The sequence below is a fragment of the Pseudomonas sp. NLJ1 genome (assembly GCF_049486705.1).
GTDB classification, from domain to species: Bacteria; Pseudomonadota; Gammaproteobacteria; order Pseudomonadales; family Pseudomonadaceae; genus Aquipseudomonas; species Aquipseudomonas inefficax.
In genome coordinates, this window is sequence record NZ_CP137735.1 from 3,206,347 (window position 1) to 3,228,631 (window position 22,285).

A 22,285-nucleotide genomic window follows, 5' to 3' on the forward strand; every position below is an offset into this window, starting at 1 on the left:
CCGCTCCGACACCGGGCGATCCGCACTTGCTCATACGTACCCCGGCTTGGGCGTACGCGCCAGGCAATACACATCCACCCGTCGCGCACCGGCCTGGCGCAGCACTTCGGCAACCGCCTGTGCGGTAGCACCGGTGGTCAACACGTCATCGACAATGGCGACGTGCTTGCCTGTCAGCTCGCCCGTGACCGCAAACGCCTGGCGCAAATTGCGTCGCCTGGCCTTCGCGTCCAGTTGTTGCTGCGCAGGTGTCTCCCGTGTGCGCAGCAGCAACCGCTCGTCGCAATGTACCCCCAGGTGCGACGACAGCCAGCGCCCGAGCATCGCCGCCTGGTTGAACCCACGCTCGCGTAGTCGACGTTTAGCCAAGGGTACAGGCAACAACAGATCGGGGCGGGGTAGCCCCTCTGCAAAGCGGTAAAGCAGCCCATGTCCGAGCAATTCGGCCATCAGGCGCCCCAAAGGCCATTGGCGGTTGTGCTTGAAACGGCTGATCAGCGTGTCCACCGGAAAGCCGAAATGCCACAGTGCAAGCACCTGCTCGAAGGCCGGTGCGTGGCGGCGACACGGGGCGCAAACCAGGCCGGCCATCGGCAATGGCAGGGCGCAGCGCAGACACTGATCGCCCAGCCAGGGCAGTTCCTGCTCGCAGGCGACGCACAGCGGGTAGGCCTGCTCGGCGGGTTCATCGCACAGCAAGCACGATTGATTAATAAGTGAGCACTTGTAAACCAGTGTTTTCCAGTGTGGTTGACAGTTCATAGGCCTTCCATGACTATGCGAGCTATCCGTGATGCGCTGGAGGGCTTTCCTGTCCCGGCGCCTGCTTGAGCCTAAACAAGGAAACGCCAATGAGCGCCAGCACAACTGCAACAACACGTCACGACTGGTCCCTGGCCGAGGTCAAGGCGCTGTTCCAGCAACCGTTCAATGACCTGTTGTTCCAGGCGCAGACCGTGCATCGCGCGCATTTCGACCCGAACCGCGTACAGGTTTCGACCCTGCTGTCGATCAAGACCGGCGCCTGCCCGGAAGATTGCAAATATTGTCCACAGTCCGGCCACTACAACACCGGGCTGGAAAAACAGAAGCTGATGGAAGTGCAAAAGGTGCTGGAAGAAGCAGCCCGCGCCAAAGCCATTGGTTCTACCCGCTTCTGCATGGGTGCGGCGTGGAAGCACCCATCGGCCAAAGACATGCCCTACGTGCTGGAGATGGTCAAAGGCGTGAAGGCCATGGGCCTGGAAACCTGCATGACCCTCGGCAAGCTCGACCAGGAGCAGACCAAGGCCCTGGCCCAGGCCGGCCTGGACTACTACAACCACAACCTCGACACCTCGCCGGAGTTCTACGGCAGCATCATCACCACCCGCACCTACAGCGAGCGCCTGCAGACCTTGGCTTATGTGCGCGATGCCGGGATGAAGATCTGCTCCGGCGGTATCCTCGGCATGGGTGAGTCGCTGGACGACCGCGCCGGCCTGCTGATCCAGCTGGCCAACCTGCCCGAGCACCCGGAATCGGTACCGATCAACATGCTGGTCAAGGTGGCCGGCACGCCGCTGGCCGAGGAAGAGGACGTCGACCCGTTCGACTTCATCCGCATGCTGGCCGTGGCTCGTATCCTCATGCCCAAGTCGCACGTGCGCCTGTCCGCTGGCCGCGAGCAGATGAACGAACAGATGCAGGCCCTGGCCTTCATGGCTGGCGCCAACTCGATCTTCTACGGCGAAAAACTGCTGACCACCGCCAACCCGCAGGCCGACAAGGACATGCAACTGTTCGCACGCCTGGGCATCAAGCCCGAAGCGCGTGAAGAACACGCCGACGAAGTGCACCAGGCGGCCATCGAGCAGGCGCTGGTCGAACAGCGCAGCAGCGAGATGTTCTACAACGCCGCGACGGCCTGAGATGGCCTTCGACCTGGCGGCGCGCCTGGCCGAACGGCGCGCCGCAGACCTGTATCGGCAGCGGCCGCTGCTGCAGAGCCCGCAGGGGCCGGAAGTGGTTGTCGATGGCCAGCGCTTGCTGGCTTTCTGCAGCAATGACTATCTGGGCCTGGCCAACCATCCTGAGGTGATTGCCGCCTGGCAGGCCGGCGCCGAGCGCTGGGGTGTCGGCGGCGGTGCCTCGCACCTGGTGATCGGCCACAGTACGCCGCACCACCAGGTGGAAGAGGCCTTGGCCGAGCTCACCGGGCGCCCGCGTGCGCTGCTGTTCTCCACCGGCTACATGGCCAACCTGGGCGCCATCACCGCGCTGGTGGGGCAGGGTGACACAGTGCTGCAAGACCGTTTGAATCATGCCTCCCTGCTGGATGGCGGGCTGCTCAGCGGCGCCCGTTTCAACCGCTACCTGCACAACGACCCGGCCAGCCTGGCCAGCCGCCTGGACAAGGCCGTCGGCAATACCCTTGTGGTGACCGACGGCGTGTTCAGCATGGACGGCGACCTGGCCGACCTGCCGGCGCTGGCCGATGTCGCCCGCGCGCGCGGTGCCTGGCTGATGGTTGACGATGCCCATGGCCTGGGCACCCTCGGCACCCAGGGCGGCGGTATCGTCGAACACTTCGGCCTGGGCGTTGAAGATGTGCCGGTGTTGATCGGTACGCTGGGCAAGGCCTGTGGTACCGCTGGTGCCTTTGTGGCCGGCAGCGAAGAGTTGATCGAGGCGCTGGTGCAGTTCGCCCGCCCGTACATCTACACCACCAGCCAGCCACCGGCGCTGGCCTGCGCCACCCTCAAGAGCCTGGAGTTGCTGCGCCGCGAGACCTGGCGCCGCGAGCATCTGGCCGCGCTGGTCCGCCAGTTCCGTGAAGGCGCGCAGCAGATCGGCCTGGAATTGATGGACAGCCCGACCCCGATCCAGCCCATCGTCATCGGCGACAGCGCGCAGGCCCTGCGCCTGTCACGCATGCTGCGCGAGCGCGGCTTGCTGGTGACGGCCATCCGCCCGCCCACTGTGCCGGCGGGCAGCGCACGCCTGCGGGTGACTTTGAGCGCCGCACACAGCGAGGCGCAGGTGCAGCTATTGTTGAATGCATTGGCCGAGTGTTATCCACAATTGGAGAGCGCCGATGCGTAATCGACTTGTTCTGTTGCCTGGCTGGGGCCTGGGCACTGCTTCCCTGGAGCCGCTGGCCGCCAGCCTGCGCGCCCAGGACGCCCGCCTGCAGGTGGAGCTGATGCCCTTGCCGGAGCTGGCCGACAGCGATGTGCAGGCCTGGGTCGACCACCTCGACCGCAAGCTGCCGAGCGATGTCTGGCTGGGTGGCTGGTCGTTAGGCGGCATGCTGGCCAGCGCGCTGGCGCACAAGCGCGGCGACCATTGCTGTGGCCTGCTGACCTTGGCCAGCAACCCCAGTTTCGTGGCTCGCCCCGACTGGCCCCACGGCATGGCCGAAGACACTTTCGGCACCTTCCTCGACGGCTGCCGCAGCCATACCCAGGTCACCCTGAAGCGCTTCCGTACCTTGTGCAGCGACGGTGCCCAGCAGTCGCGTACCCTGCTGCGCCAGCTGGGTGTCGGCGTGCCGGACACCGACCCGCTGTATCTGGCCACCGGCCTTGAGGTGCTGGCCAAGCTGGATACCCGCGAAGCACTGCAGGCCTACGGTGGCCCGCAGCTGCACCTGTTCGCCGGCAGCGATGCGCTGGTGCCGGCAGACGCGGCAAAAGCGCTGAGTGAGCTGCTGCCCGATGTGGAAGTGGGCCTGGTTGAAGACAGTTCCCACGCGTTCCTGCTGGAGTACCCGCAGGAACTGGCGGCGGGCATCAAGAGTTTCCTGCATGAGAGTGGCGATGACTGACCTTTCCCGTCCGACCCTGCCCGGCGCGCTGCCCGACAAGCGCCAGGTAGCGGCCTCGTTCTCCCGCGCCGCCGCCAGCTACGACAGCGTGGCAGCCTTGCAGCGTGCGGTGGGTTCGAGCTTGCTGGAGCAGTTGCCAGAAGGCCTGCAGCCGTCACGCTGGCTGGATCTGGGCAGCGGCACCGGTCATTTCAGCCGGGCGCTGGCCGAGCGTTTCCCCCAGGCCAGCGGCGTGGCGGTGGATATCGCCGAGGGTATGTTGTGCCATGCCCGCAACGAACAGGGCGGGGCTCTCTATCACGTGGCCGGTGACGCCGAGCGTTTGCCGCTGCGCGATGCCAGCGTCGACCTGGTGTTCACCAGCCTGGCCGTGCAGTGGTGCGATCAGTTCGCCAGCGTGCTGGCAGAAGCGCTGCGAGTGCTGCGCCCGGGCGGCGTTTTGGCCTTCAGCAGCCTGTGTGTGGGCACCCTCGATGAACTGCGCGCCAGTTGGCAGGCGGTGGATGGCCTGGTGCATGTGAACCGCTTCCGCCGTTTCGAGGATTATCAGCGCCTGTGCGCCGCCAGCGGCTTCGAACAGCTTGGGCTGCAGCGCTGCCCACACGTGCTGCACTACCCGGATGTACGCAGCTTGACCCATGAGCTCAAGGCCCTCGGCGCCCACAACCTGAACCCCGGCCGACCTTCCGGGCTTACCGGCCGGGCGCGCATGCAGGGCTTGCTGCAGGCTTATGAGGCGTTTCGCCAGCCCGAGGGGCTGCCCGCCACCTATCAGGTGGTCTATGGTTTGTTGCGCAAGCCACAGGCGTAAGGGAGGCGAGATGAACCAGGCCTATTTCATTGCCGGTACCGATACCGATGTTGGCAAGACCACCATCGCTGCCGGGCTGTTGCATGCGGCACGGTTGCAGGGCATGAGTACGCTGGGGGCCAAGCCGGTGGCCTCCGGTTGCACGATGACATCGAAAGGCTTGCGCAACAGCGACGCTCAGGCGTTGATCGATGAGAGCACGATCAAGCTGCCCTACGAGCAGGTCAACCCGTTTGCCTTCGAACCGGCTATCGCACCCCATGTGGCAGCGCGCGAGGCGGGGGTAACGCTTGCCGTGTCGGAGCTGTTGGCGGCGATGCGCAATGTGCTGCAACAGAATGCCGACTTTACCCTGATCGAAGGGGCTGGTGGCTGGCGCGTGCCGTTGTCGGGGCAAGACAACTTGTCCGATCTGGCCATTGCCCTCAAGCTGCCGGTGATCCTGGTGGTGGGAGTGCGGCTGGGGTGCATCAGCCACGCCTTGCTCAGCGCCGAGGCGATTGCCCGTGACGGCCTGCAATTGGCGGGGTGGGTGGCGAACATCATAGAGCCGCGTACTTCGCGGCTGGAAGAGAACCTGGCCAGCCTGGCCGAGCGCTTGCCGGCGCCATGCCTGGGGCGGGTGCCCAAATTGAAGCAGGCCAGTGCCGACATGGTGGCTGAACATTTGCAGCTGGATCTGCTGGATTAGCCGTTTCCAGGCTTGGCCTTTTCGCGGGTAAACCCGCTCCCACAGGATCTCCACAGTTTTGGAGACTTGTGCAGTACCTGTGGGAGCGGGTTTACCCGCGAAGAGGCCAGTGCAGGAATACCCAAGGCCTATCAACTGGCACCGGGCCATTAGGGATTTAAACGGGCCTTTTCGCCCCTGGCCTGCTTTAATTGGGCCTGTTCGTCATCCAGCGTCAATGGAGTCCTGACATGGAAATCACCGGTAGCTCCGCCTATTACGCGGGCCTGAGCGCAATCCAGACCGGCCAGAACCGCGTCGATCAGGCTGCCAGCCAGATCGCCAGCACCACCGCCGAACGTAGCGCCACCAGCCAGTCCAGCGATTATCAGGCCGAACGCCTGCGCGCGGTCGACCGCAGCCAGCAGATGGACCTGGCCACCAGCACCGTGCAGCTGGCCGTGGGCAAACTTGAGGTCGAGCTTGGCGCAAAGGTCGCCAAGGCATCCGACGAAATGCTCGGCCGGTTCATCGATACCTACGCCTGATCTTTGGCGTCTTCCCCAATACCAGCGCCCTCAACCTGTGGGAGCGGGTTTACCCGCGAATGCGTCAGCCCGGACAACTTTGTTTTCCGGGCCGGCCTCTTCGCGGGTAAACCCGCTCCCACAGGTATCACGCCATGCTTTGGCGGCTTTGCCATTTTTCGTGGCGTAAATGACACCATAGTCCATCCTTGACATAAGGCGGAGCTAAACGTAAGTTTCAAACAACTGTTTGATTGACGGCCGCCAAGCGCGTGTCACCCCACAGAACTCACCTAGAGGTTCATCGCAATGCCTGATTACAAAGCCCCCTTGCGTGATATCCGCTTCGTTCGCGACGAGCTGCTCGGTTATGAGGCGCACTATCAGAGCCTGCCGGGTTGCCAGGACGCCACGCCCGACATGGTCGACGCGATCCTCGAAGAAGGCGCGAAGTTCTGTGAGCAGGTGCTGTCGCCGCTGAACCGTGTGGGTGATCAGGAAGGCTGCACCTGGAGCGAATCGGGCGTGAAAACCCCGACCGGCTTCAAAGAGGCCTACCAGCAGTTCGTCGAAGGCGGCTGGCCCAGCCTGGCGCATGACGTCGAGCACGGCGGCCAAGGCCTTCCGGAGTCGCTGGGCCTGGCACTGAGCGAGATGGTCGGCGGTTCGAACTGGTCCTGGGGCATGTACCCGGGCCTGTCGCACGGCGCGATGAACACCATCTCCGCGCACGGTACTGCCGAGCAGCAGCACACCTACCTGACCAAGCTGGTATCCGGCGAGTGGACCGGCACCATGTGCCTGACCGAGCCGCACTGCGGTACCGACCTGGGCATGCTGCGCACCAAGGCCGAGCCACAGGCCGACGGCAGCTACAAGGTGTCGGGCACCAAGATCTTCATTTCGGCCGGTGAGCACGACATGGCCGACAACATCGTCCATATCGTCCTGGCCCGCCTGCCGGACGCACCGGCTGGCACCAAGGGCATCTCGCTGTTCATCGTGCCGAAGTTCCTGCCCAACGCCGAAGGCGGTGTAGGCGAGCGCAACGGCGTGAGCTGCGGCTCGATCGAACACAAGATGGGTATCCACGGCAACGCCACCTGCGTGATGAACTTCGACGGCGCTACCGGCTACCTGATCGGCCCAGCCAACAAAGGCCTGAACTGCATGTTCACCTTCATGAACACCGCTCGCCTGGGTACCGCGCTGCAAGGCCTGGCCCACGCCGAGGTGGCGTTCCAGGGTGGCCTGAAGTACGCCCGTGAGCGCCTGCAGATGCGTTCGCTGACTGGCCCGAAGGCACCGGACAAGGCTGCTGACCCGATCATCGTCCACCCGGACGTGCGTCGCATGCTGCTGACCATGAAGGCCTTCGCCGAAGGCAACCGCGCGATGGTGTACTTCACTGCCAAGCAGGTGGACATCGTCAAGTACAGCCAGGATGAAGAAGAACGCAAGAAGGCCGATGCCCTGCTGGCGTTCCTGACCCCGATCGCCAAGGCGTTCATGACCGAAGTCGGCTTCGAAGCCGCCAATCATGGCGTGCAGATCTACGGCGGCCACGGCTTCATCGCCGAGTGGGGCATGGAGCAGAACGTACGCGACAGCCGTATTTCCATGCTGTACGAAGGCACCACTGGTATTCAGGCCCTGGACCTGCTCGGTCGCAAGGTGCTGATGACCCAGGGCGAAGCGCTGAAGGGCTTCACCAAGATCGTGCACAAGTTCTGCCAGGCGCAGGAAGGCAACGAAGCGGTCAAGGAGTTCGTCGAACCGCTGGCGGCGCTGAACAAGGAATGGGGCGAGCTGACCATGAAAGTGGGTATGGCCGCCATGAAGGACCGCGAGGAAGTGGGTGCGGCCTCGGTCGATTACCTGATGTATTCCGGCTACGCCTGCCTGGCCTACTTCTGGGCCGACATCGCCCGCCTGGCGGCCGAAAAACTGGCTGCCGGCACCAGCGAAGAAGCGTTCTACACCGCCAAGCTGCAGACCGCGCGCTTCTACTTCCAGCGCATCCTGCCGCGTACCCGTACTCATGTGGCGACCATGCTCTCGGGTGCCAACAACCTGATGGCGATGGACGAAGAACACTTCGGCCTGTCGTACTGATCCTGCCGCTGTAAAGCAAACCCGCCTGCCTTCACCGGCAGGCGGGTTTTTGCATTTTGGGGCTGCACGCGATCCCTGTGTTTTACACGATCCTTGTGGGAGCGGGTTTACCCGCGAAGAATGCGACGCGGTATATGGCACCGGCTTTGCCGGTGTTCGCGGGTAAACCCGCTCCCACAATGATCGAGTGCACGCCGGAATTTGCTGTTCATTCCATCCGCATATTCAACTGTTCATGTGCACTGCCGATGAAGTAAGGGCACAATGCCATTATTGATCTGCCGGGTCGGAGATTACCCTTGTTTCGTCTTAACGCTGTTCGCGCGAGCCACTTCCTGCCGTCGCTGATTCTTTTGCTGGCAGGCCTCGCCGCGGCCTATGTGAGAGACCTCAGTGTCTTTTTCACATCGCTGTTCAATGTCCTGCCCACCTTGGTCCTGCTGCTGGGCGGTGCCTACTGTGCGGTGTACCGTCGCCAGCGCGAGCTGTTCCTGATGCTCACGGTGTACATCGCCTACTACCTGCTCGACACCCAGACCGACTTCTACCGTGACCATGGCCGCGTGCGCGAGGACGCGGCGGTGATCTTCCACCTCGTGTGCCTGCTGCTGCCCGCCCTGTTCGGGCTGTATGGTGCCTGGCAGGAGCGTACCCACCTGCTGCAGGACCTGCTCGCCCGTGGCGCGGTGCTGTTCGCCGTGGGCAGCGTGGCAGTGGCCCTGGAGCAAAGCTACCCGGAAGCACTGCTGACCTGGTTGGCAGAAATCCGCTGGCCAACCTTGCATGGCCAGTGGATGAGTCTTATCCAGATGGTCTACCCGCTGTTCCTCGGCGTGTTCATCCTGCTGGTGGTGCAATACCTGCGTGCGCCACGGCCGCTGCATGCTGCGCAGGTGATGGGCCTGCTGGGTATCTTCTGGATGCTGCCGCAAACCTTCATCTTGCCGTTTACCCTGAATATCATGTGCAGCCAGGTAATGCTGATGATCGCCGCAGCGGTGGCGCACGAGGCCTACCAGATGGCCTTCCGCGACGAACTGACCGGGCTGCCGGGGCGCCGTGCGCTGAACGAGCGCATGCAGCGCCTGGGGCGCAACTATGTGATCGCCATGACCGATGTCGACCACTTCAAGAAATTCAACGACACCCACGGCCACGATGTCGGCGACCAGGTGCTGCGCCTGGTTGCCAGCCGCCTGTCCAAGGTCACCGGGGGTGGCCGCGCCTACCGCTATGGCGGCGAGGAGTTCGCCCTGGTGTTTGCCGGCAAGACCGCCGAGGAATGCGTGCCGCATGTGGAAGCCGTGCGCGAAGTGATCGCCAACTACGTGATGCACCTGCGCGACCAGCACAACCGCCCGCAGGACGATACCGCCGGGCGCCAGCGACGGGCGGGCAGCAGTGGCGGCTCGGTGTCGGTCACCATCAGCATCGGCGTGGCCGAGCGCCAGGCCGATCATCGCAACCCCGAGGCAGTGTTGAAATCTGCCGACCAGGCGCTGTACAGCGCCAAGGGCGCGGGGCGCAATTGTGTCATGGTGCATGGGCAACAATCGCAGCGAGGGGCAGTGCGCACGGCGTGACCGAAATAGACTATGCGGTCTAGTGATGACCCTATGTCTCGTAAAAGTTGTTCGGTTACACTGCCTGCAACCCAGTGTCGCGGTTCCCCGAGACCGCCCCGACCCGACTAGCGAGAGGTTGTCATGGCTGAATATAAAGCGCCCCTGCGCGACATGCGCTTCGTACTGAATGAAGTCTTCAACGTGACCGAGCAATGGGCGCAACTGCCCGGGCTGGCCGATGTTGTCGACACCGACACGGCCATGGCGGTGCTGGAAGAAGCCGGCAAGGTCACTGCCCGGTCCATCGCGCCGCTCAGCCGCGCTGCCGATGAAGAGGGCTGCCACTGGGACAACGGCGCGGTGCGCACGCCGGCCGGTTTCATCGAGGCCTACAACACCTACGCCGAAGGCGGGTGGGTGGGCGTGGGCGGTGACCCGCTGTTCGGCGGCATGGGCATGCCCAAGGTCATCTCGGCCCAGGTCGAGGAAATGGTCAATGCCTCCAGCCTGTCCTTTGGCCTGTACCCGATGCTGACTGCCGGCGCCTGCCTGTCGATCAATGCCCACGCCAGTGAAGCGCTGAAGGAAAAGTACCTGCCGAACATGTACGCCGGCGTGTGGGCCGGTTCCATGTGCCTGACCGAGCCGCACGCCGGTACCGACCTGGGCATCATCCGCACCAAGGCCGAGCCCCAGGCCGACGGCAGCTACAAGGTCAGCGGCACCAAGATCTTCATCACTGGTGGCGAGCACGACCTGACGGAGAACATCATCCACCTGGTGCTGGCCAAGCTGCCGGACGCACCGGCAGGGCCGAAAGGCATTTCGCTGTTCCTGGTGCCGAAGTTCCTGGTAAATGAAGACGGCAGCCTGGGCGCCCGCAACGCGGCCACCTGTGGCTCGATCGAGCACAAGATGGGCATCCAGGCTTCGGCCACCTGTGTGATGAACTTCGACGAGGCGGTCGGTTACATCGTCGGTGAACCGAACAAAGGCCTGGCGGCCATGTTCACCATGATGAACTACGAGCGCCTGGGCGTTGGTATCCAGGGCCTGGCCTCGGCCGAGCGCTCCTACCAGAATGCCGTGGAGTACGCCCGCGACCGCCTGCAGAGCCGCGCCCCGACCGGGCCACAAGCCAAGGACAAGGCCGCTGACCCGATCATCGTTCACCCTGATGTTCGCCGCATGCTGCTGACCATGAAGTCGCTGATCGAGGGTGGCCGTGCCTTCTCCAGCTACGTGGCCATGCAACTGGACAGTGCCAAGTACAGCGAAGACGCCGCCGTGCGCAAGCGCAGCGAAGAGCTGGTGGCACTGCTGACACCGGTGGCCAAGGCCTTCCTCACCGACCTGGGCCTGGAGTGCACGGTGCACGGCCAGCAGGTGTTCGGCGGGCATGGCTACATTCGCGAATGGGGGCAGGAGCAACTGGTGCGCGATGTGCGTATTACGCAGATTTATGAAGGCACCAACGGTATCCAGGCCCTCGACCTGATGGGGCGCAAGGTGGTGGCCAGTGGTGGGGCGTACTACCGACTGTTCTCCGACGAGATTCGCCAGTTCATCGCCAGCGCGGGCAGCGAGCTGGATGAATTTGCCAAGCCGTTGGGTGCTTATCTCGATCAACTCGACGGGCTGACCGAGTGGGTGCTGGAGCAGGCCAAGGGCAACCCGAACGAAATTGGCGCGGCTTCGGTCGAGTACCTGCATGCCTTTGGTTATGTCGCCTATGCCTACATGTGGGCGTTGATGGCGCAGGCGGCCAGGGCGGGTGAAGGGGACGAGGCGTTCTACTCGGGCAAGCTGGGCACGGCGCGGTTCTTCTTTGCGCGGTTGCTGCCGAGGGTGGATTCGCTGGTGGCTTCGGTGAAGGCGGGGAGTGAGTCGCTGTACTTGCTGGATGCCGAGCAGTTCTGAGGGGTTTTTGGGGGCTGCTTTGCAGCCCATCGCGACACAAGGCCGCTCCTACAGGTACAGCGCAGGCCCTTAGGGTGTTGCGGTCCCTGTGTAGGAGCGGCCTTGTGTCGCGATGGGCCGCAAAGCGGCTCCAATCCAGGCAAATCTGGGAATGAATCCCCCTTTGTAAGCTTTTTCCTACACAACGTGGTGACTTTTCGCCACTGTTCTCAGATTGGATCCAGGGCTAATCTTTACCACATGGACGTTGCGCAGGAAGCGCAAAGGACAGATCAAGGACGACGACGAAGGACCACCTGCCAGGATGGCGGGGCGATACGGATGTCACAGGGAAACAGTCTGGAAAACCCCGCTTCGGCGGGGTTTTCTTTGTGCGCGTGTTTTCAACCCAGCACATCCAGCGGTGATGCGCCCGACAGGCGTGCGTCCGTCTCTTCCTCCAACAGCGTGCGCAGCAGCTCCACAGAAGCCTGCTGGCGCTGGGCGTCGCGGAATACCAAACCAACCTTCAGCGGTACTCGCGGCTCGCTCAACGGCTTCCACAGCAGCCCTTGGTCATCCTCGGCGGCCTCCTTGGCCCGCCCTGGCAGGATGGTGGCCAGCGCGGTATGGGCAAGGCTGTCGAGAATCCCTGCCATGTTGTTCATCTCTGCCTGTACCTGCGGCCGACGCCCCTGGCTGGCCAGCTGCGCCTGCCAGATCTGGCGGATCTGGAATTCCTCGCCCAGCATCAGCATGGGCAGCTCGGCGGCCTGGCGGATGGACACCTTCTTGAAGTCCTTCAGCGGGTGGGTAGCGGGGATGACCAGTTGCAACTCATCTTCGTACAGCAGCAGACCATGCAGCCCTGGCTGGCGTGGCGGCAGGTAGCTGATGCCGATGTCCAGGCTGCCATTGAGCAGGCGCCGTTCTATCTCCAGCCCCGACAATTCGTAGATCTGCACCACAAGGTGCGGCTGTGCCCTGCGCAGGCGCTCGAGCAACTGCGGTACCAGGCTCGGCCGCACGGTCTGCAGCACGCCGATGGCCAAGGTACGCAACGACTGGCCCTTGAAATTGCGCATGGCCTCATGGGCGCGCTGCAGGCCGTCGAGCAGCGGCAGGGCGTGGTTGTACAGGGTATGGGCGGCCAGCGTTGGCAGCAGGCGCTTGTTGCTGCGTTCGAACAGGCTCAGGTCAAGGCTGTGCTCCAGCTGGCGGATCTGCTGGGAAAGCGCTGGCTGGGACAGCGACAGGCGCTCGGCGGCGCGGCCCACGTGACCTTCTTCATACACCGCGACGAAATAACGCAGTTGGCGGAAATCCATAAGTACTACTTATCGAAAATGCTGGAAAAACGAAATGGTCGAAAACCCTCGTGAGGCCTAGTCTATCGCCGTATTCCAATGGGTTACAGCGATGAAACGGTCGATTGTTACCCCGGATGAAAAACACTTTTGATAGGAAAGGCAAAATATCGAGTGCCGGTACCCAGACCGCACCGTGGCCGCCCCTGTCGTGATTGGTTGGAGCCCTGATGAACCTGTTCAACCTGCGCCGCCCGGCCCCTGCTGCCGTCGCCGAGCCCAAGCGTGCGCCGGTGATCCTGCCGGAAGCGCCGCAGCTTTCGCGCGAGCGCCTGATGCCCAGCACCGAACGCGCAGCACAGGTGTTCGTGCGTGGCCAGGGCTCCTGGTTGTGGGATAACGAAGGGCATGCCTACCTGGACTTCACCCAAGGGGGCGCAGTCAACAGCCTCGGCCACAGCCCCAGCGTGCTGGTGAAGGCGCTGGGCAACCAGGCCCAGGCGCTGATCAACCCGGGTTCGGGCTTTCACAGTCGTGGCCTGCTGGGGCTGGCCAATCGCCTGTGCCAGAGCACCGGCAGCGACCAGGCGTACCTGCTCAACAGTGGTGCCGAAGCCTGCGAAGGTGCGATCAAACTGGCCCGCAAATGGGGCCAACTGCACCGCAACGGCGCCTATCACATCATCACCGCCACCCAGGCCTGCCATGGTCGCAGCCTGGGCGCGTTGTCGGCGTCCGACCCGCTGCCGTGCAACCGCTGCGAGCCAGGCCTGCCGGGCTTCAGCAAGGTGCCGTTCAACGACCTGGGGGCGCTGCACGCCGAGGTGGACTCGCGCACCGTGGCGATCATGCTTGAGCCGATCCAGGGCGAGGCGGGTGTCATTCCGGCCACGCAGGAGTATCTCAAGGGTGTGGAAACGCTGTGCCGCGAGCTGGGCATCCTGCTGATCCTTGATGAGGTGCAGACCGGCATCGGCCGCTGTGGCGCGCTGCTGGCTGAAGAAACCTATGGCGTGCGCGCCGACATCATCACCCTGGGCAAGGGGCTGGGCGGGGGCGTGCCGCTGGCGGCGTTGCTGGCTCGGGGTACGGCGTGCTGCGCAGAGCCTGGCGAACTGGAAGGCAGCCACCATGGCAACGCGCTGATGTGCGCCGCTGGCCTGGCCGTGCTGGATACCGTGCTGGAGCCTGGCTTCTTCGCCCAGGTGCAGGACAACGGCCGCCACCTGCGTGACGGCCTGAGCCGGCTGGCCGGGCGTTATGGCCAGGGCGAAGTGCGCGGGCAAGGCCTGCTGTGGGCCCTGCAGATGCAGGAAAGCCTGGCTCGCGAACTGGTGGCGGCTGCCTTGCACGAAGGCCTGTTGCTCAACGCACCGCAGGCGGATGTGGTGCGTTTTTCGCCGGCGCTGACGGTGAGCAAGGGCAACATCGACGAAATGCTGCTGCGCCTGGCCCGCGCCTTTGCCCGCTTGCACACCCGGCAGCAGGCCCGCCGGGAAGTACCGGCCTGATCCGAATTTTACGAACCGTCTGGCGTTCCTGCGCATCGCCCCTGGCCTGTTTCATTCGGCCCGGGGCGTTTTTTTTTGCCTGTTGAACCTCTGTGGCGGGCAGCTAGTCTCTGATGTAACCCCTTCAGGAGAGACTCGCATGGACTTCATACGCATCATCATCGCCATCATCCTGCCGCCGCTGGGCGTGTTCCTGCAGGTGGGATTTGGCGGGGCGTTCTGGCTGAATATTTTGCTGACCCTGCTGGGGTACATTCCGGGGATCGTGCATGCGGTGTATATCATCGCCAAGCGCTGAGATTTTTGGGGCTGCTTTGCAGCCCATCGCGACACAAGGCCGCTCCTACAGGTACAGCGCCACATTCGGGCTTGTGCGATCCCTGTAGGAGCGGCCTTGTGTCGCGATGGGCCGCAAAGCGGCCCCAGAATCTCAGCCCCCCAACACCCGGCAATAGAACTTCCACTCTTCTTCCAAGGCATGCGCCAGGTTCTCCGCCTTGCGGAAGCCATGCCGCTCCCCCGCATAGAAGTGCCCTTCGGCCTTTATCCCGTTAGCCTGCAGCGCCGCCAACATCGACCGCGTCTGCTCCGGCACCACCACCGCATCCAGTTCGCCCTGGAAGAAAATCACCGGCACCTTGATCTGCCCCGCATGCAGTAGCGGCGTACGCTGGCGATAGCGCTCGGCGTCCTGCAGCGGGTCGCCGATCAGCCAGTCCAGGTAGTCCCCTTCGAACTTGTGGGTGGCCCTGCCCAGGGCAACTGGGTCGCTGACCCCGTACAGGCTGGCGCCGGCGCGGAACACATCATGGAACGCCAGGGCGCACAGTGTGGTGTAGCCGCCCGCGCTACCGCCGCGGATGAACGCCTTGCGGCTGTCGACCAGCCCACGTCCGGCCAGGTATTCCACCGCCGCGCAAGCATCGGCCACATCGCTTTCGCCCCAGCGCAGATGCAAGGCCTGACGGTATTCACGGCCATAGCCGGTGCTGCCCCGGTAGTTCAGGTCGGCGACGGCGAAACCGCGTTGGGTCCAGTACTGGATGCGCGGATCGAGTACGGGATAACAGGCCGAGGTTGGCCCGCCATGGATGAACACCACCAGCGGCGAGGCACCTTGCGAGCGGGCTGCCGGGTAGAAGAAGCCGTGGGCGCGGTGACCGTCACTGCCGTAGTGGATCGACTGCGGCAGGCTGATATGGCTTGCCGGCAGCACTTCGGCGCCACCAGCGAGCACACTGACTTCGTGGTTGCTACGGGCGATGGCGATGACCGTCGGCGGGCTGATCGGCGAGGCGGCAATGGCGTACAGGTGTTCTGCATCCATGGCCAGGCTGCGAAAGCGCGTGTAGGCGCTGGCGAAACGCTCCACGCGGCCATCGGCAGTGCGCAGCCCCAGTTGCCCGAAGCCGTCTTCGAACCAGCTGGCCAGATAACTTTGCTGCCCCAGCGCCAACCAGGTACTGGAGCCCAGTTGCCAGGGGGCTGCAGCGTGGTCCGCGGGCTCGGCAGGCAAGGCCTGCCAGCAGCCATCGACCTCGCCCCAGGGTTGCCAGAAGCCATCGCGGTCGGACAGGCAATAGAGTCGGCCTTCGCTATCGAAGCGCGGCTGCTGTAGCGACTCGTCAGCACTGGCAATACATTGCACCGGGCCCCAGTGGCCACTTGCATCACGTGCGCGGCACATCAGCCTGGTGATGGTCCAGGGTTGTGCCGGGCGATCCCATTCGACCCACGCCAGGCGCTGGCCATCGGCACTCACCGTAGGCGAAGCATAGAAGTCGGCACCCTCGGCAAGCACTTCGCGGGCATGTTCACCCAGGGCGACCAGACGATGCTCGACCCGTTCGCCATGCTGCTCCTCGACTGCCAGCACCCGGCCGTCGTGCCACTGCACATCGCCGTAGCGGCAGCTGGCATCTTCGGTCAGGGCACGCGGTACCGCGCCTTCCAGGGCCTGGGTATAGACCTGCTGGTCTTTTTCGTTGACGAACACCAACCCGTCACCACCCAGGCAAAAACTGCCACCGCCATATTCGTAGACCCGGCTACGCACACTGAAACCATCCGGTGTCAGGCAGCGGGCCTGCTGATGCTGCCAGTGCCAGATGCGACAGGCGCCATCGGCCGGGCGGAATTCGTTCCAGAACAGCCCCGCGTCGCTGACCTTGAGTTCGGCGAAGTCGGTGCCTGCGGCAACAGCCTGGGCAGCACTGAACTCAGCCGCGGACGATGACACGGGAGTTTCGTTCATTGCGGAAGGTCATCTGTTCAATGGTGAGCTGGGCGCTTTCCGCCTCTTCGCGGGCCTTGAGGATGATGCCGTGGTCGGCCGACTTGGCGCACACCGGGTCGGCGTTGCTGGCATCGCCGGTGAGCATGAAGGCCTGGCAGCGGCAGCCGCCGAAGTCCTTTTCCTTCTCGTCGCAGGAGCGGCAGGGTTCGGGCATCCACTCATAGCCACGGAAGCGGTTGAAGCCGAACGAGTCGTACCAGATGTGGTGCAGGTCGTGGTCGCGCACGTTGGGAAACCGCACCGGCAACTGACGCGCGCCGTGGCAGGGCAGGGCGGTGCCGTCCGGGGTGATGGTGAGGAACAGGCTGCCCCAGCCGTTCATGCAGGCCTTGGGGCGCTCCTCATAGTAGTCCGGGGTGACGAAGATCAGCTTGCACGGGTTGCCCTCGGCCTTGAGCTTGTCCCGATACTCGTTGGTGATGCGTTCGGCCCGTTCCAGCTGCGCGCGGGTCGGCAGCAGGCCCAGCCGGTTGAGGTGGGCCCAGCCGTAGAACTGGCAGGTGGCGAGCTCGACGAAGTCGGCCTCAAGGGCGATACACAGCTCGATGATGCGGTCGATCTTGTCGATGTTGTGCCGGTGGGTGACGAAGTTGAGCACCATTGGGTAGCCATGGGCCTTCACCGCACGGGCCATTTCCAGCTTTTGCGCAAAGGCCTTCTTCGAGCCGGCCAGCAGGTTGTTCACCTGCTCGTCGCTGGCCTGGAAGCTGATCTGGATATGGTCCAGGCCGGCTTTCTTGAAGTCGGCGATGCGCGCTTCGGTCAGGCCGATGCCCGAGGTGATCAGGTTGGTGTAGTAGCCCAGCCGGCGGGCCTCGCCGATCAGTTCGGCGAGGTCCTGGCGTACCAGCGGTTCTCCGCCGGAAAAGCCGATTTGCGCGGCACCCATTTCCCGGGCTTCGGCCATTACCTTGAACCACTGCGCGGTGCTCAGCTCCTGGCCCTGGGCTGCGAAGTCCAGCGGGTTGGAGCAGTACGGGCACTGCAGCGGGCAACGGTAGGTCAGCTCGGCCAGCAGCCAAAGCGGCAGGCCGACTGCTGGCGTGGGCGGTAACTCAGGCGAGGACGATCCAGTGTTCGGCACGGGCCACCTCCATGAACTGCTCGATGTCATCGGCCACTTCCGGGACACCGGGGAACTGTTGTTCGAGTTCGCTGATGATCGCGGCAACGTCGCGTTGGCCGTCGATCAGGCCACCGATCAGGGCCGCGCTGTCGTTGAGCTTGATCATGCCCTCTGGGTACAGCAGCACATGGCCCTTTTGCGCCGGTTCGTACTGGAAGCGATAACCGGGGCGCCAGTTCGGCACTTGATTACGGTTGAAACTCATAGGGTGATCCCTTTGTGCCACACCCGTTCCTGGGTGACGGAGTGATAGGGCGGGCGGTTCAGCTCGTAGGCCATGCTCATCGCGTCGAGCATGCTCCACAGGATATCCAGCTTGAACTGCAGTATCTCCAGCATACGCTCCTGGCCCGCGCGGGTGGTGTAGTGCTGCAGGGTAATCGCCAGGCCGTGCTCCACGTCACGTCGGGCCTGGCCCAGGCGGGTGCGGAAGTATTCATAGCCCGCGGGGTCGATCCACGGGTAATGCTGCGGCCAGCTGTCCAGGCGCGACTGGTGGATCTGCGGGGCGAACAGCTCGGTCAGCGAACTGCTGGCTGCTTCCTGCCAGCTGGCCCGGCGGACGAAGTTGACGTAGGCGTCCACGGCGAAGCGCACGCCGGGCAGTACCAGCTCCTGTGAGCGCAACTGATCCGGGTCCAGCCCGACGGCCTGGCCCAGGCGCAGCCAGGCTTCGATACCACCGTCCTCGCCGGGTGCGCCATCGTGGTCGAGCAGGCGCTGGATCCACTCGCGGCGCACTTCGCGGTCGGGGCAGTTGGCCAGGATCGCGGCATCCTTCATCGGGATGTTGACCTGGTAGTAGAAGCGGTTGGCCACCCAGCCCTGGATCTGTTCGCGGGTGGCGCGGCCTTGGTACATCGCCACGTGGTACGGGTGATGAATGTGATAGTAGGCGCCCTTGGCGCGCAGGGCCTGCTCGAATTCGGCAGGGGACATTGGCAGTGCGTCGCTCATTCGGCTGGCTCCTGTACGACAAACTTGTTAGCTGGCACGCACCCTGTGGGAGCGGGTTTACCCGCGAACACCGGCGAAGCCGGTGCCATACACTGTGTGGGAGTCTTCGCGGGTGAACCCGCTCCCACAGGGCCTGTGTTGCTTTGTGCGATCTGGCTGTTACAACTCGATACTCATGCCATCAAAGGCCACTTCCACACCCCGGCGCAGCACTTCGGCACGCTCGGGCGAGTCTTCGTCGAGAATCGGGTTGGTGTTGTTGATGTGGATAAGTACCTTGCGCTGGCGCGGGAAGCCATCCAGCACCTCCAGCATGCCGCCGGGGCCGTTCTGCGCCAGGTGGCCCATCTCGCGGCCGGTACGGGTACCCACGCCACGGCGCTGCATTTCATCATCTTCCCACAGGGTGCCGTCGACCAGCAGGCAGTCGGCGCCGTCCATCATCGTCAGCAGCTTGTCGTCCACCTGGCCCAGGCCCGGAGCGTAGAACAGCTTGCCGCCGGTGCGGGTGTCCTCGACCAGCAGGCCAAGGTTGTCGCCCGGGTGCGGGTCGAAGCGGTGCGGCGAATAGGGCGGGGCGGCGCTGCGCAGGGGGAACGGGGTGAAGCGCAGGTTGGGGCAGGCGTCGATGACGAAGCTGCCTTCCAGCTCGATGCGGTTCCACTGCAGGCCGCCGTTCCAGTGGCTGAGCATGTTGAACAGCGGGAAGCCGGTGGTCAGGTCCTGATGGACCATGTCGGTGCACCATACCTGATGTGGGCAGCCTTCGCGCAGGCTGAGCAGGCCGGTGGTGTGGTCGATCTGGCTGTCCAGCAGAATGATGGCGTTGATGCCGGTGTCGCGCAGGGCGCGGGCCGGCTGCATCGGGGCAAAGGCTTGAAGCTGCGCGCGAATGTCGGGCGAGGCATTGCACAGCACCCAGTGCACGCCATCGTCGGACAGGGCGATGGACGACTGGGTGCGCGGCGTGGCCCGCAGGGTACCGTCACGCAAGCCCTTGCAGTTGACGCAGTTGCAGTTCCACTGTGGGAACCCGCCGCCGGCGGCGGAACCGAGAACCTGGATGTACATGGCCACTCTCTCTGCAGAAACCGTAGCGAAAAAACGAAAACGCCCCGGCAGGCCGAGGCGTTGAACCGTAAGCCGGGCTTAGCGGTTGGCGAAGTACATGGTGACTTCGAAGCCGATGCGCAGATCAGTGTATGCAGGTTTGGTCCACATGGAATTACTCCTTCCGGATGAGGGGGTGGGTTTGTCAGCTACTACTTGGGTACCGCCATTGGCTGGAGGTTCCCCTGGCTGGGATTGCGCTATCTTACAAGAAAAATTTGTACCGAAAGGTTAATTATTCGAAAACTCCCTTGCGGTTTTCGTAACAATCATGGGGTCGAGCCCAGCCAGGAAGCATCTGGTGCGGCAGCGTTGGCAAGGCATAGCCAAGGGGAACCTGTATCGAGCAGATGGCTCAGCAGGTGGTCCAGATCCGTCTGCCGCGTTTTCAGGATAGACCTGCGCAATGCATCCAGCCTGCCGGGTTGTGTGGCCAGGTATGTCTGCCACGCCCATTCGGCGACTTCGGCGTTGCCCATCGCCGCTTCATCGAATTGCCCGGCCAGGGCCTGACGAGCGGCAGGGGCCAGGGTAACGCCCCGGCGCAGCAAGGTGAGCAGGTGGTCGAGGATCTGTACCTGGCTGGCATGAGGCGACTGGACCCCGAACAGCAGGCCGCCGACCCCCTCCACCTGACGAAAGGTACTGAACACCGCATAGCCGAGTTGCAATTCTACCCGCAGCCGTTGATAAACCGGCCCTTGCAGCAATTGGGCGAGCAGACGGCCAGGGGCTTCCATGGCCGCCGGCAGTGGGCAGAACAGCAGCAGGGCATGCTCGCTGCCGGGTACTTCGGCATGTTGCCAACGGCGGCTGGCCCATGCGGGTAGAGGGCCAGGCGCCGAGCCTTGGCCAGGGCAGTGCTGCAACACACTGCCCAATGCGTTCAGGGCGGCATCGTCGAAGCCGGTAGCCAGGCCGTGCCAGCGTGTTTGCTGCCACAGGTTGTCGAGATGCGTTTGTGTCAGGTTGCAGGCCGGAACAGGTGCAGGCCTGGCGCCCAGCACAGCGTCGGGCAACTGCTTGAGCAGTGCCCGGATGGGGATCAGTGCCGGAGGCTGCGTCGAACAGGGTAGCCAGCTGCCTGCCGGGGGCTCGAGCATCGGTGCCAAGGCCTGTTCCACAGTGCGCAGCACCGCTGCCGGTAGCCCGGCGCAGCGCAGTTGCCAGTATTCGCCAGCGGCACTGAACTGCAACTGCACCGATACCCGCTCGCAGCGCTCCTGCAGGGGCTGCAGGGCACGTTCGAGCTGCGCATGCAGGCGCTGGCGCAAGGGTGAAGGAACATGCCAGCGCAGGTACAGCGCCGCATACTGACGAGCGCCAGGCAGTTGGTCGCTGACCTTCAGTGCCGCTGGCAGCGGCTGCGGCCTGGCAGCAGGCAAATCGGCCAGGAGCAAGGGGTCGACCGCCGGCAGTTGCCAGTGCCCATGCTCGCGGCCCGGCAGTCCTTCCAGCAGGGCACGAAGGGCCTGCAAGCCTTGTGTGTCCAAACCGCTGAACGGCTGGCCGGCGCTGTCCCGGCGGGCCAGCTCAAGCGCACTGGCACTGCGTTCGCGGCTTTGCTGCAGCAGTTCGAATTCGGTATTCAATTGCCCAGGGTCGGACTGGCGGATAAAGCCGAACCAGCCCTGCAACAGGGCACCGGCTTCCTCTACACAGGCGTCCTCGCTGAGCTTCAGTTCAATGTGCCACAGCAACTGCCCGGCGAAGGCGTACAGCGCCTCGGCCTTGAAGCCTTGCAGCCAGCCACGCTGGCGAAGCCCATCCAGCCAGGTGCCCGGGCGGCTATCGCCGAGGCAGGCGATCAGCAACTCAAGGGCCTGCTCGGCACCTGCCGGCAGGTTTTCGTGGCTGAACAGCAGGTGCGTGTCGGTCGCCGATAAAGGCGGTGGCAGAGCTTGTGGCACCCGTTCACCCGTTGCGAACAGTTTGGCATGCTGCCGGCCCAGCGATTCCAGTTCATCCAGCGGTTGCGGGCCGCACAGGCTCAAGGTGATCTGGCCGCCTTGGTAGAAGCGCTGGTGAAAGCCACCGAGCGCTTGCTGGAAGGCAGGATCCTGCAAGGCCAGGGTGTGCCGGTTACCGGCATGAAAAGCGCCCAGTGGATGGCCTGGTGCTGCGGATTGCAGCAAGGCGAACTGCTGCTGGGCCTGAGGGTTACGCGACCAGGCAATGAATTCGGCATGGATTACTTCACGTTCGCGCCGTTGGCGCTCGATGCCCAGGTCTGGCTCGGCCAACATCTGGCACAGGCGCTCCAGCCCCCCGGCCAGGGCGCCGGGCGGGACCTCGAAGAAAAAGTCGGTGGTGCGTTCGCGGGTGCTGGCATTGACCTGGCCGCCGAGGGCCTGCACGTAACGCATCAGGCCGTCGTCCAGAGGGAAGCGCGAGGTGCCGAGGAAGAACAGGTGCTCCAGGAAGTGGGCCAGGCCGGGCCATCTGCTCGGCGCATCGTGGCTGCCCGCATGTACCCGCAGTGCGGCGGCCGAGCGCTTCAGGCGCGGGGCGTGGCGCAGGGTTAGCTGCAGGCCGTTGGCGAGGGTGAGGTGGCGGGTGGCGTCAGGCATGGGAGCTCCGGTA

20 protein-coding genes are annotated in these 22,285 nt (G+C 64.0%); 11 read left to right on the top strand and 9 right to left on the bottom strand.

The window, feature by feature from the left end; genetic code table 11:
- Positions 1–30: 30 nt before the first annotated feature.
- Positions 31–762, bottom strand: coding sequence for a ComF family protein (locus tag R9B85_RS14375; protein WP_112251483.1), 732 nt, complete (start codon positions 760–762; stop codon positions 31–33).
- Between the two features lie 89 nt (positions 763–851).
- On the opposite strand from R9B85_RS14375, the gene bioB reads away from it, so the two are divergent.
- The 9 genes from bioB (at position 852) to R9B85_RS14420 (ending at position 11,416) form a co-directional block, all read left to right on the top strand.
- Complete coding sequence (gene bioB / locus R9B85_RS14380; RefSeq protein ID WP_013970556.1) at positions 852–1,910, top strand: biotin synthase BioB; 1,059 nt, start codon at positions 852–854, stop codon at positions 1,908–1,910.
- 1 nt (position 1,911) lies between these two features.
- On the top strand, positions 1,912–3,084 hold the full coding sequence (gene bioF, locus R9B85_RS14385) for an 8-amino-7-oxononanoate synthase (protein ID WP_423770314.1): 1,173 nt from the start codon (positions 1,912–1,914) through the stop codon (positions 3,082–3,084).
- Complete coding sequence (locus tag R9B85_RS14390) at positions 3,077–3,808, top strand: alpha/beta fold hydrolase (RefSeq protein ID WP_252378493.1); 732 nt, start codon at positions 3,077–3,079, stop codon at positions 3,806–3,808. Before bioF ends, R9B85_RS14390 begins: the two co-directional genes overlap by 8 nt.
- Positions 3,801–4,619: a malonyl-ACP O-methyltransferase BioC gene (bioC, locus tag R9B85_RS14395; RefSeq protein WP_347931744.1), complete on the top strand. Its 819-nt coding sequence runs from the start codon at positions 3,801–3,803 to the stop codon at positions 4,617–4,619. The genes R9B85_RS14390 and bioC overlap by 8 nt, the downstream gene beginning before the upstream one ends.
- Before the next feature lie 10 nt (positions 4,620–4,629).
- Positions 4,630–5,310, top strand: coding sequence for a dethiobiotin synthase (gene bioD / locus R9B85_RS14400; RefSeq protein ID WP_133970033.1), 681 nt, complete (start codon positions 4,630–4,632; stop codon positions 5,308–5,310).
- 230 nt (positions 5,311–5,540) lie between these two features.
- A complete protein-coding gene (locus R9B85_RS14405; RefSeq protein ID WP_112251493.1) occupies positions 5,541–5,837 on the top strand; it encodes a pyrroloquinoline quinone biosynthesis protein PqqE in 297 nt (98 codons plus the stop codon).
- Between the two features lie 288 nt (positions 5,838–6,125).
- Positions 6,126–7,931, top strand: a complete 1,806-nt coding sequence (locus R9B85_RS14410; protein WP_025337435.1) for a phenylacyl-CoA dehydrogenase — start codon at positions 6,126–6,128, stop codon at positions 7,929–7,931.
- Positions 7,932–8,230: 299 nt separating this feature from the next.
- Complete coding sequence (locus R9B85_RS14415) at positions 8,231–9,514, top strand: GGDEF domain-containing protein (RefSeq protein WP_112251495.1); 1,284 nt, start codon at positions 8,231–8,233, stop codon at positions 9,512–9,514.
- A 123-nt stretch (positions 9,515–9,637) separates the two neighbouring features.
- Positions 9,638–11,416 (top strand): acyl-CoA dehydrogenase C-terminal domain-containing protein, encoded by a 1,779-nt coding sequence (locus R9B85_RS14420; RefSeq protein ID WP_423770315.1) that lies wholly within the window; start codon positions 9,638–9,640, stop codon positions 11,414–11,416.
- 383 nt (positions 11,417–11,799) lie between these two features.
- Here the strand turns inward: R9B85_RS14420 and R9B85_RS14425 are convergent, their stop codons facing one another.
- Positions 11,800–12,723 (bottom strand): LysR family transcriptional regulator, encoded by a 924-nt coding sequence (locus tag R9B85_RS14425; RefSeq protein ID WP_112251499.1) that lies wholly within the window; start codon positions 12,721–12,723, stop codon positions 11,800–11,802.
- Positions 12,724–12,932: 209 nt separating this feature from the next.
- Here R9B85_RS14425 and R9B85_RS14430 point away from each other — a divergent pair, with 209 nt between their 5' ends.
- Positions 12,933–14,213, top strand: coding sequence for an aspartate aminotransferase family protein (locus R9B85_RS14430; protein ID WP_375149415.1), 1,281 nt, complete (start codon positions 12,933–12,935; stop codon positions 14,211–14,213).
- 139 nt (positions 14,214–14,352) lie between these two features.
- Positions 14,353–14,511 carry a YqaE/Pmp3 family membrane protein gene (locus R9B85_RS14435; RefSeq protein ID WP_009681539.1) on the top strand — a complete coding sequence of 53 codons (159 nt, stop codon included), beginning with the start codon at positions 14,353–14,355 and terminating at the stop codon, positions 14,509–14,511.
- A gap of 132 nt (positions 14,512–14,643) precedes the next feature.
- On the opposite strand, the gene R9B85_RS14440 is transcribed toward R9B85_RS14435, so the two are convergent.
- The 7 genes from R9B85_RS14440 to pqqF form a co-directional block, all read right to left on the bottom strand.
- Complete coding sequence (locus R9B85_RS14440; RefSeq protein ID WP_252378495.1) at positions 14,644–16,467, bottom strand: S9 family peptidase; 1,824 nt, start codon at positions 16,465–16,467, stop codon at positions 14,644–14,646.
- Positions 16,433–17,593: a pyrroloquinoline quinone biosynthesis protein PqqE gene (gene pqqE / locus R9B85_RS14445; RefSeq protein WP_252378496.1), complete on the bottom strand. Its 1,161-nt coding sequence runs from the start codon at positions 17,591–17,593 to the stop codon at positions 16,433–16,435. The genes R9B85_RS14440 and pqqE overlap by 35 nt, the downstream gene beginning before the upstream one ends.
- Complete coding sequence (gene pqqD / locus R9B85_RS14450) at positions 17,565–17,840, bottom strand: pyrroloquinoline quinone biosynthesis peptide chaperone PqqD (RefSeq protein WP_085626239.1); 276 nt, start codon at positions 17,838–17,840, stop codon at positions 17,565–17,567. Before pqqD ends, pqqE begins: the two co-directional genes overlap by 29 nt.
- Entirely contained in the window at positions 17,837–18,592 is a 756-nt protein-coding gene (gene pqqC / locus R9B85_RS14455; RefSeq protein WP_423770316.1) for a pyrroloquinoline-quinone synthase PqqC, read from the bottom strand. Before pqqC ends, pqqD begins: the two co-directional genes overlap by 4 nt.
- 159 nt (positions 18,593–18,751) lie before the next feature.
- The gene (gene pqqB / locus R9B85_RS14460) at positions 18,752–19,663 is read right to left on the bottom strand and encodes a pyrroloquinoline quinone biosynthesis protein PqqB (protein ID WP_215521055.1); all 912 of its coding nucleotides are present in this window, start codon (positions 19,661–19,663) and stop codon (positions 18,752–18,754) included.
- 78 nt (positions 19,664–19,741) lie between these two features.
- Complete coding sequence (gene pqqA / locus R9B85_RS14465; RefSeq protein ID WP_003243383.1) at positions 19,742–19,813, bottom strand: pyrroloquinoline quinone precursor peptide PqqA; 72 nt, start codon at positions 19,811–19,813, stop codon at positions 19,742–19,744.
- Between the two features lie 158 nt (positions 19,814–19,971).
- A complete protein-coding gene (gene pqqF / locus R9B85_RS14470; protein ID WP_423770317.1) occupies positions 19,972–22,272 on the bottom strand; it encodes a pyrroloquinoline quinone biosynthesis protein PqqF in 2,301 nt (766 codons plus the stop codon).
- Positions 22,273–22,285: the final 13 nt, after the last annotated feature.

Bases quoted from the DNA above. Each gene is read 5' to 3' on its own strand.
- R9B85_RS14375 (WP_112251483.1), bottom strand. From the start codon at position 762: ATGAACTGTCAACCACACTGGAAAACACTGGTTTACAAGTGCTCACTT.
- bioB (WP_013970556.1), top strand. From the start codon at position 852: ATGAGCGCCAGCACAACTGCAACAACACGTCACGACTGGTCCCTGGCC.
- bioF (WP_423770314.1), top strand. From the start codon at position 1,912: ATGGCCTTCGACCTGGCGGCGCGCCTGGCCGAACGGCGCGCCGCAGAC.
- R9B85_RS14390 (WP_252378493.1), top strand. From the start codon at position 3,077: ATGCGTAATCGACTTGTTCTGTTGCCTGGCTGGGGCCTGGGCACTGCT.
- bioC (WP_347931744.1), top strand. From the start codon at position 3,801: ATGACTGACCTTTCCCGTCCGACCCTGCCCGGCGCGCTGCCCGACAAG.
- bioD (WP_133970033.1), top strand. From the start codon at position 4,630: ATGAACCAGGCCTATTTCATTGCCGGTACCGATACCGATGTTGGCAAG.
- R9B85_RS14405 (WP_112251493.1), top strand. From the start codon at position 5,541: ATGGAAATCACCGGTAGCTCCGCCTATTACGCGGGCCTGAGCGCAATC.
- R9B85_RS14410 (WP_025337435.1), top strand. From the start codon at position 6,126: ATGCCTGATTACAAAGCCCCCTTGCGTGATATCCGCTTCGTTCGCGAC.
- R9B85_RS14420 (WP_423770315.1), top strand. From the start codon at position 9,638: ATGGCTGAATATAAAGCGCCCCTGCGCGACATGCGCTTCGTACTGAAT.
- R9B85_RS14425 (WP_112251499.1), bottom strand. From the start codon at position 12,723: ATGGATTTCCGCCAACTGCGTTATTTCGTCGCGGTGTATGAAGAAGGT.
- R9B85_RS14430 (WP_375149415.1), top strand. From the start codon at position 12,933: ATGAACCTGTTCAACCTGCGCCGCCCGGCCCCTGCTGCCGTCGCCGAG.
- R9B85_RS14435 (WP_009681539.1), top strand. From the start codon at position 14,353: ATGGACTTCATACGCATCATCATCGCCATCATCCTGCCGCCGCTGGGC.
- R9B85_RS14440 (WP_252378495.1), bottom strand. From the start codon at position 16,467: ATGAACGAAACTCCCGTGTCATCGTCCGCGGCTGAGTTCAGTGCTGCC.
- pqqD (WP_085626239.1), bottom strand. From the start codon at position 17,840: ATGAGTTTCAACCGTAATCAAGTGCCGAACTGGCGCCCCGGTTATCGC.
- pqqC (WP_423770316.1), bottom strand. From the start codon at position 18,592: ATGAGCGACGCACTGCCAATGTCCCCTGCCGAATTCGAGCAGGCCCTG.
- pqqB (WP_215521055.1), bottom strand. From the start codon at position 19,663: ATGTACATCCAGGTTCTCGGTTCCGCCGCCGGCGGCGGGTTCCCACAG.
- pqqF (WP_423770317.1), bottom strand. From the start codon at position 22,272: ATGCCTGACGCCACCCGCCACCTCACCCTCGCCAACGGCCTGCAGCTA.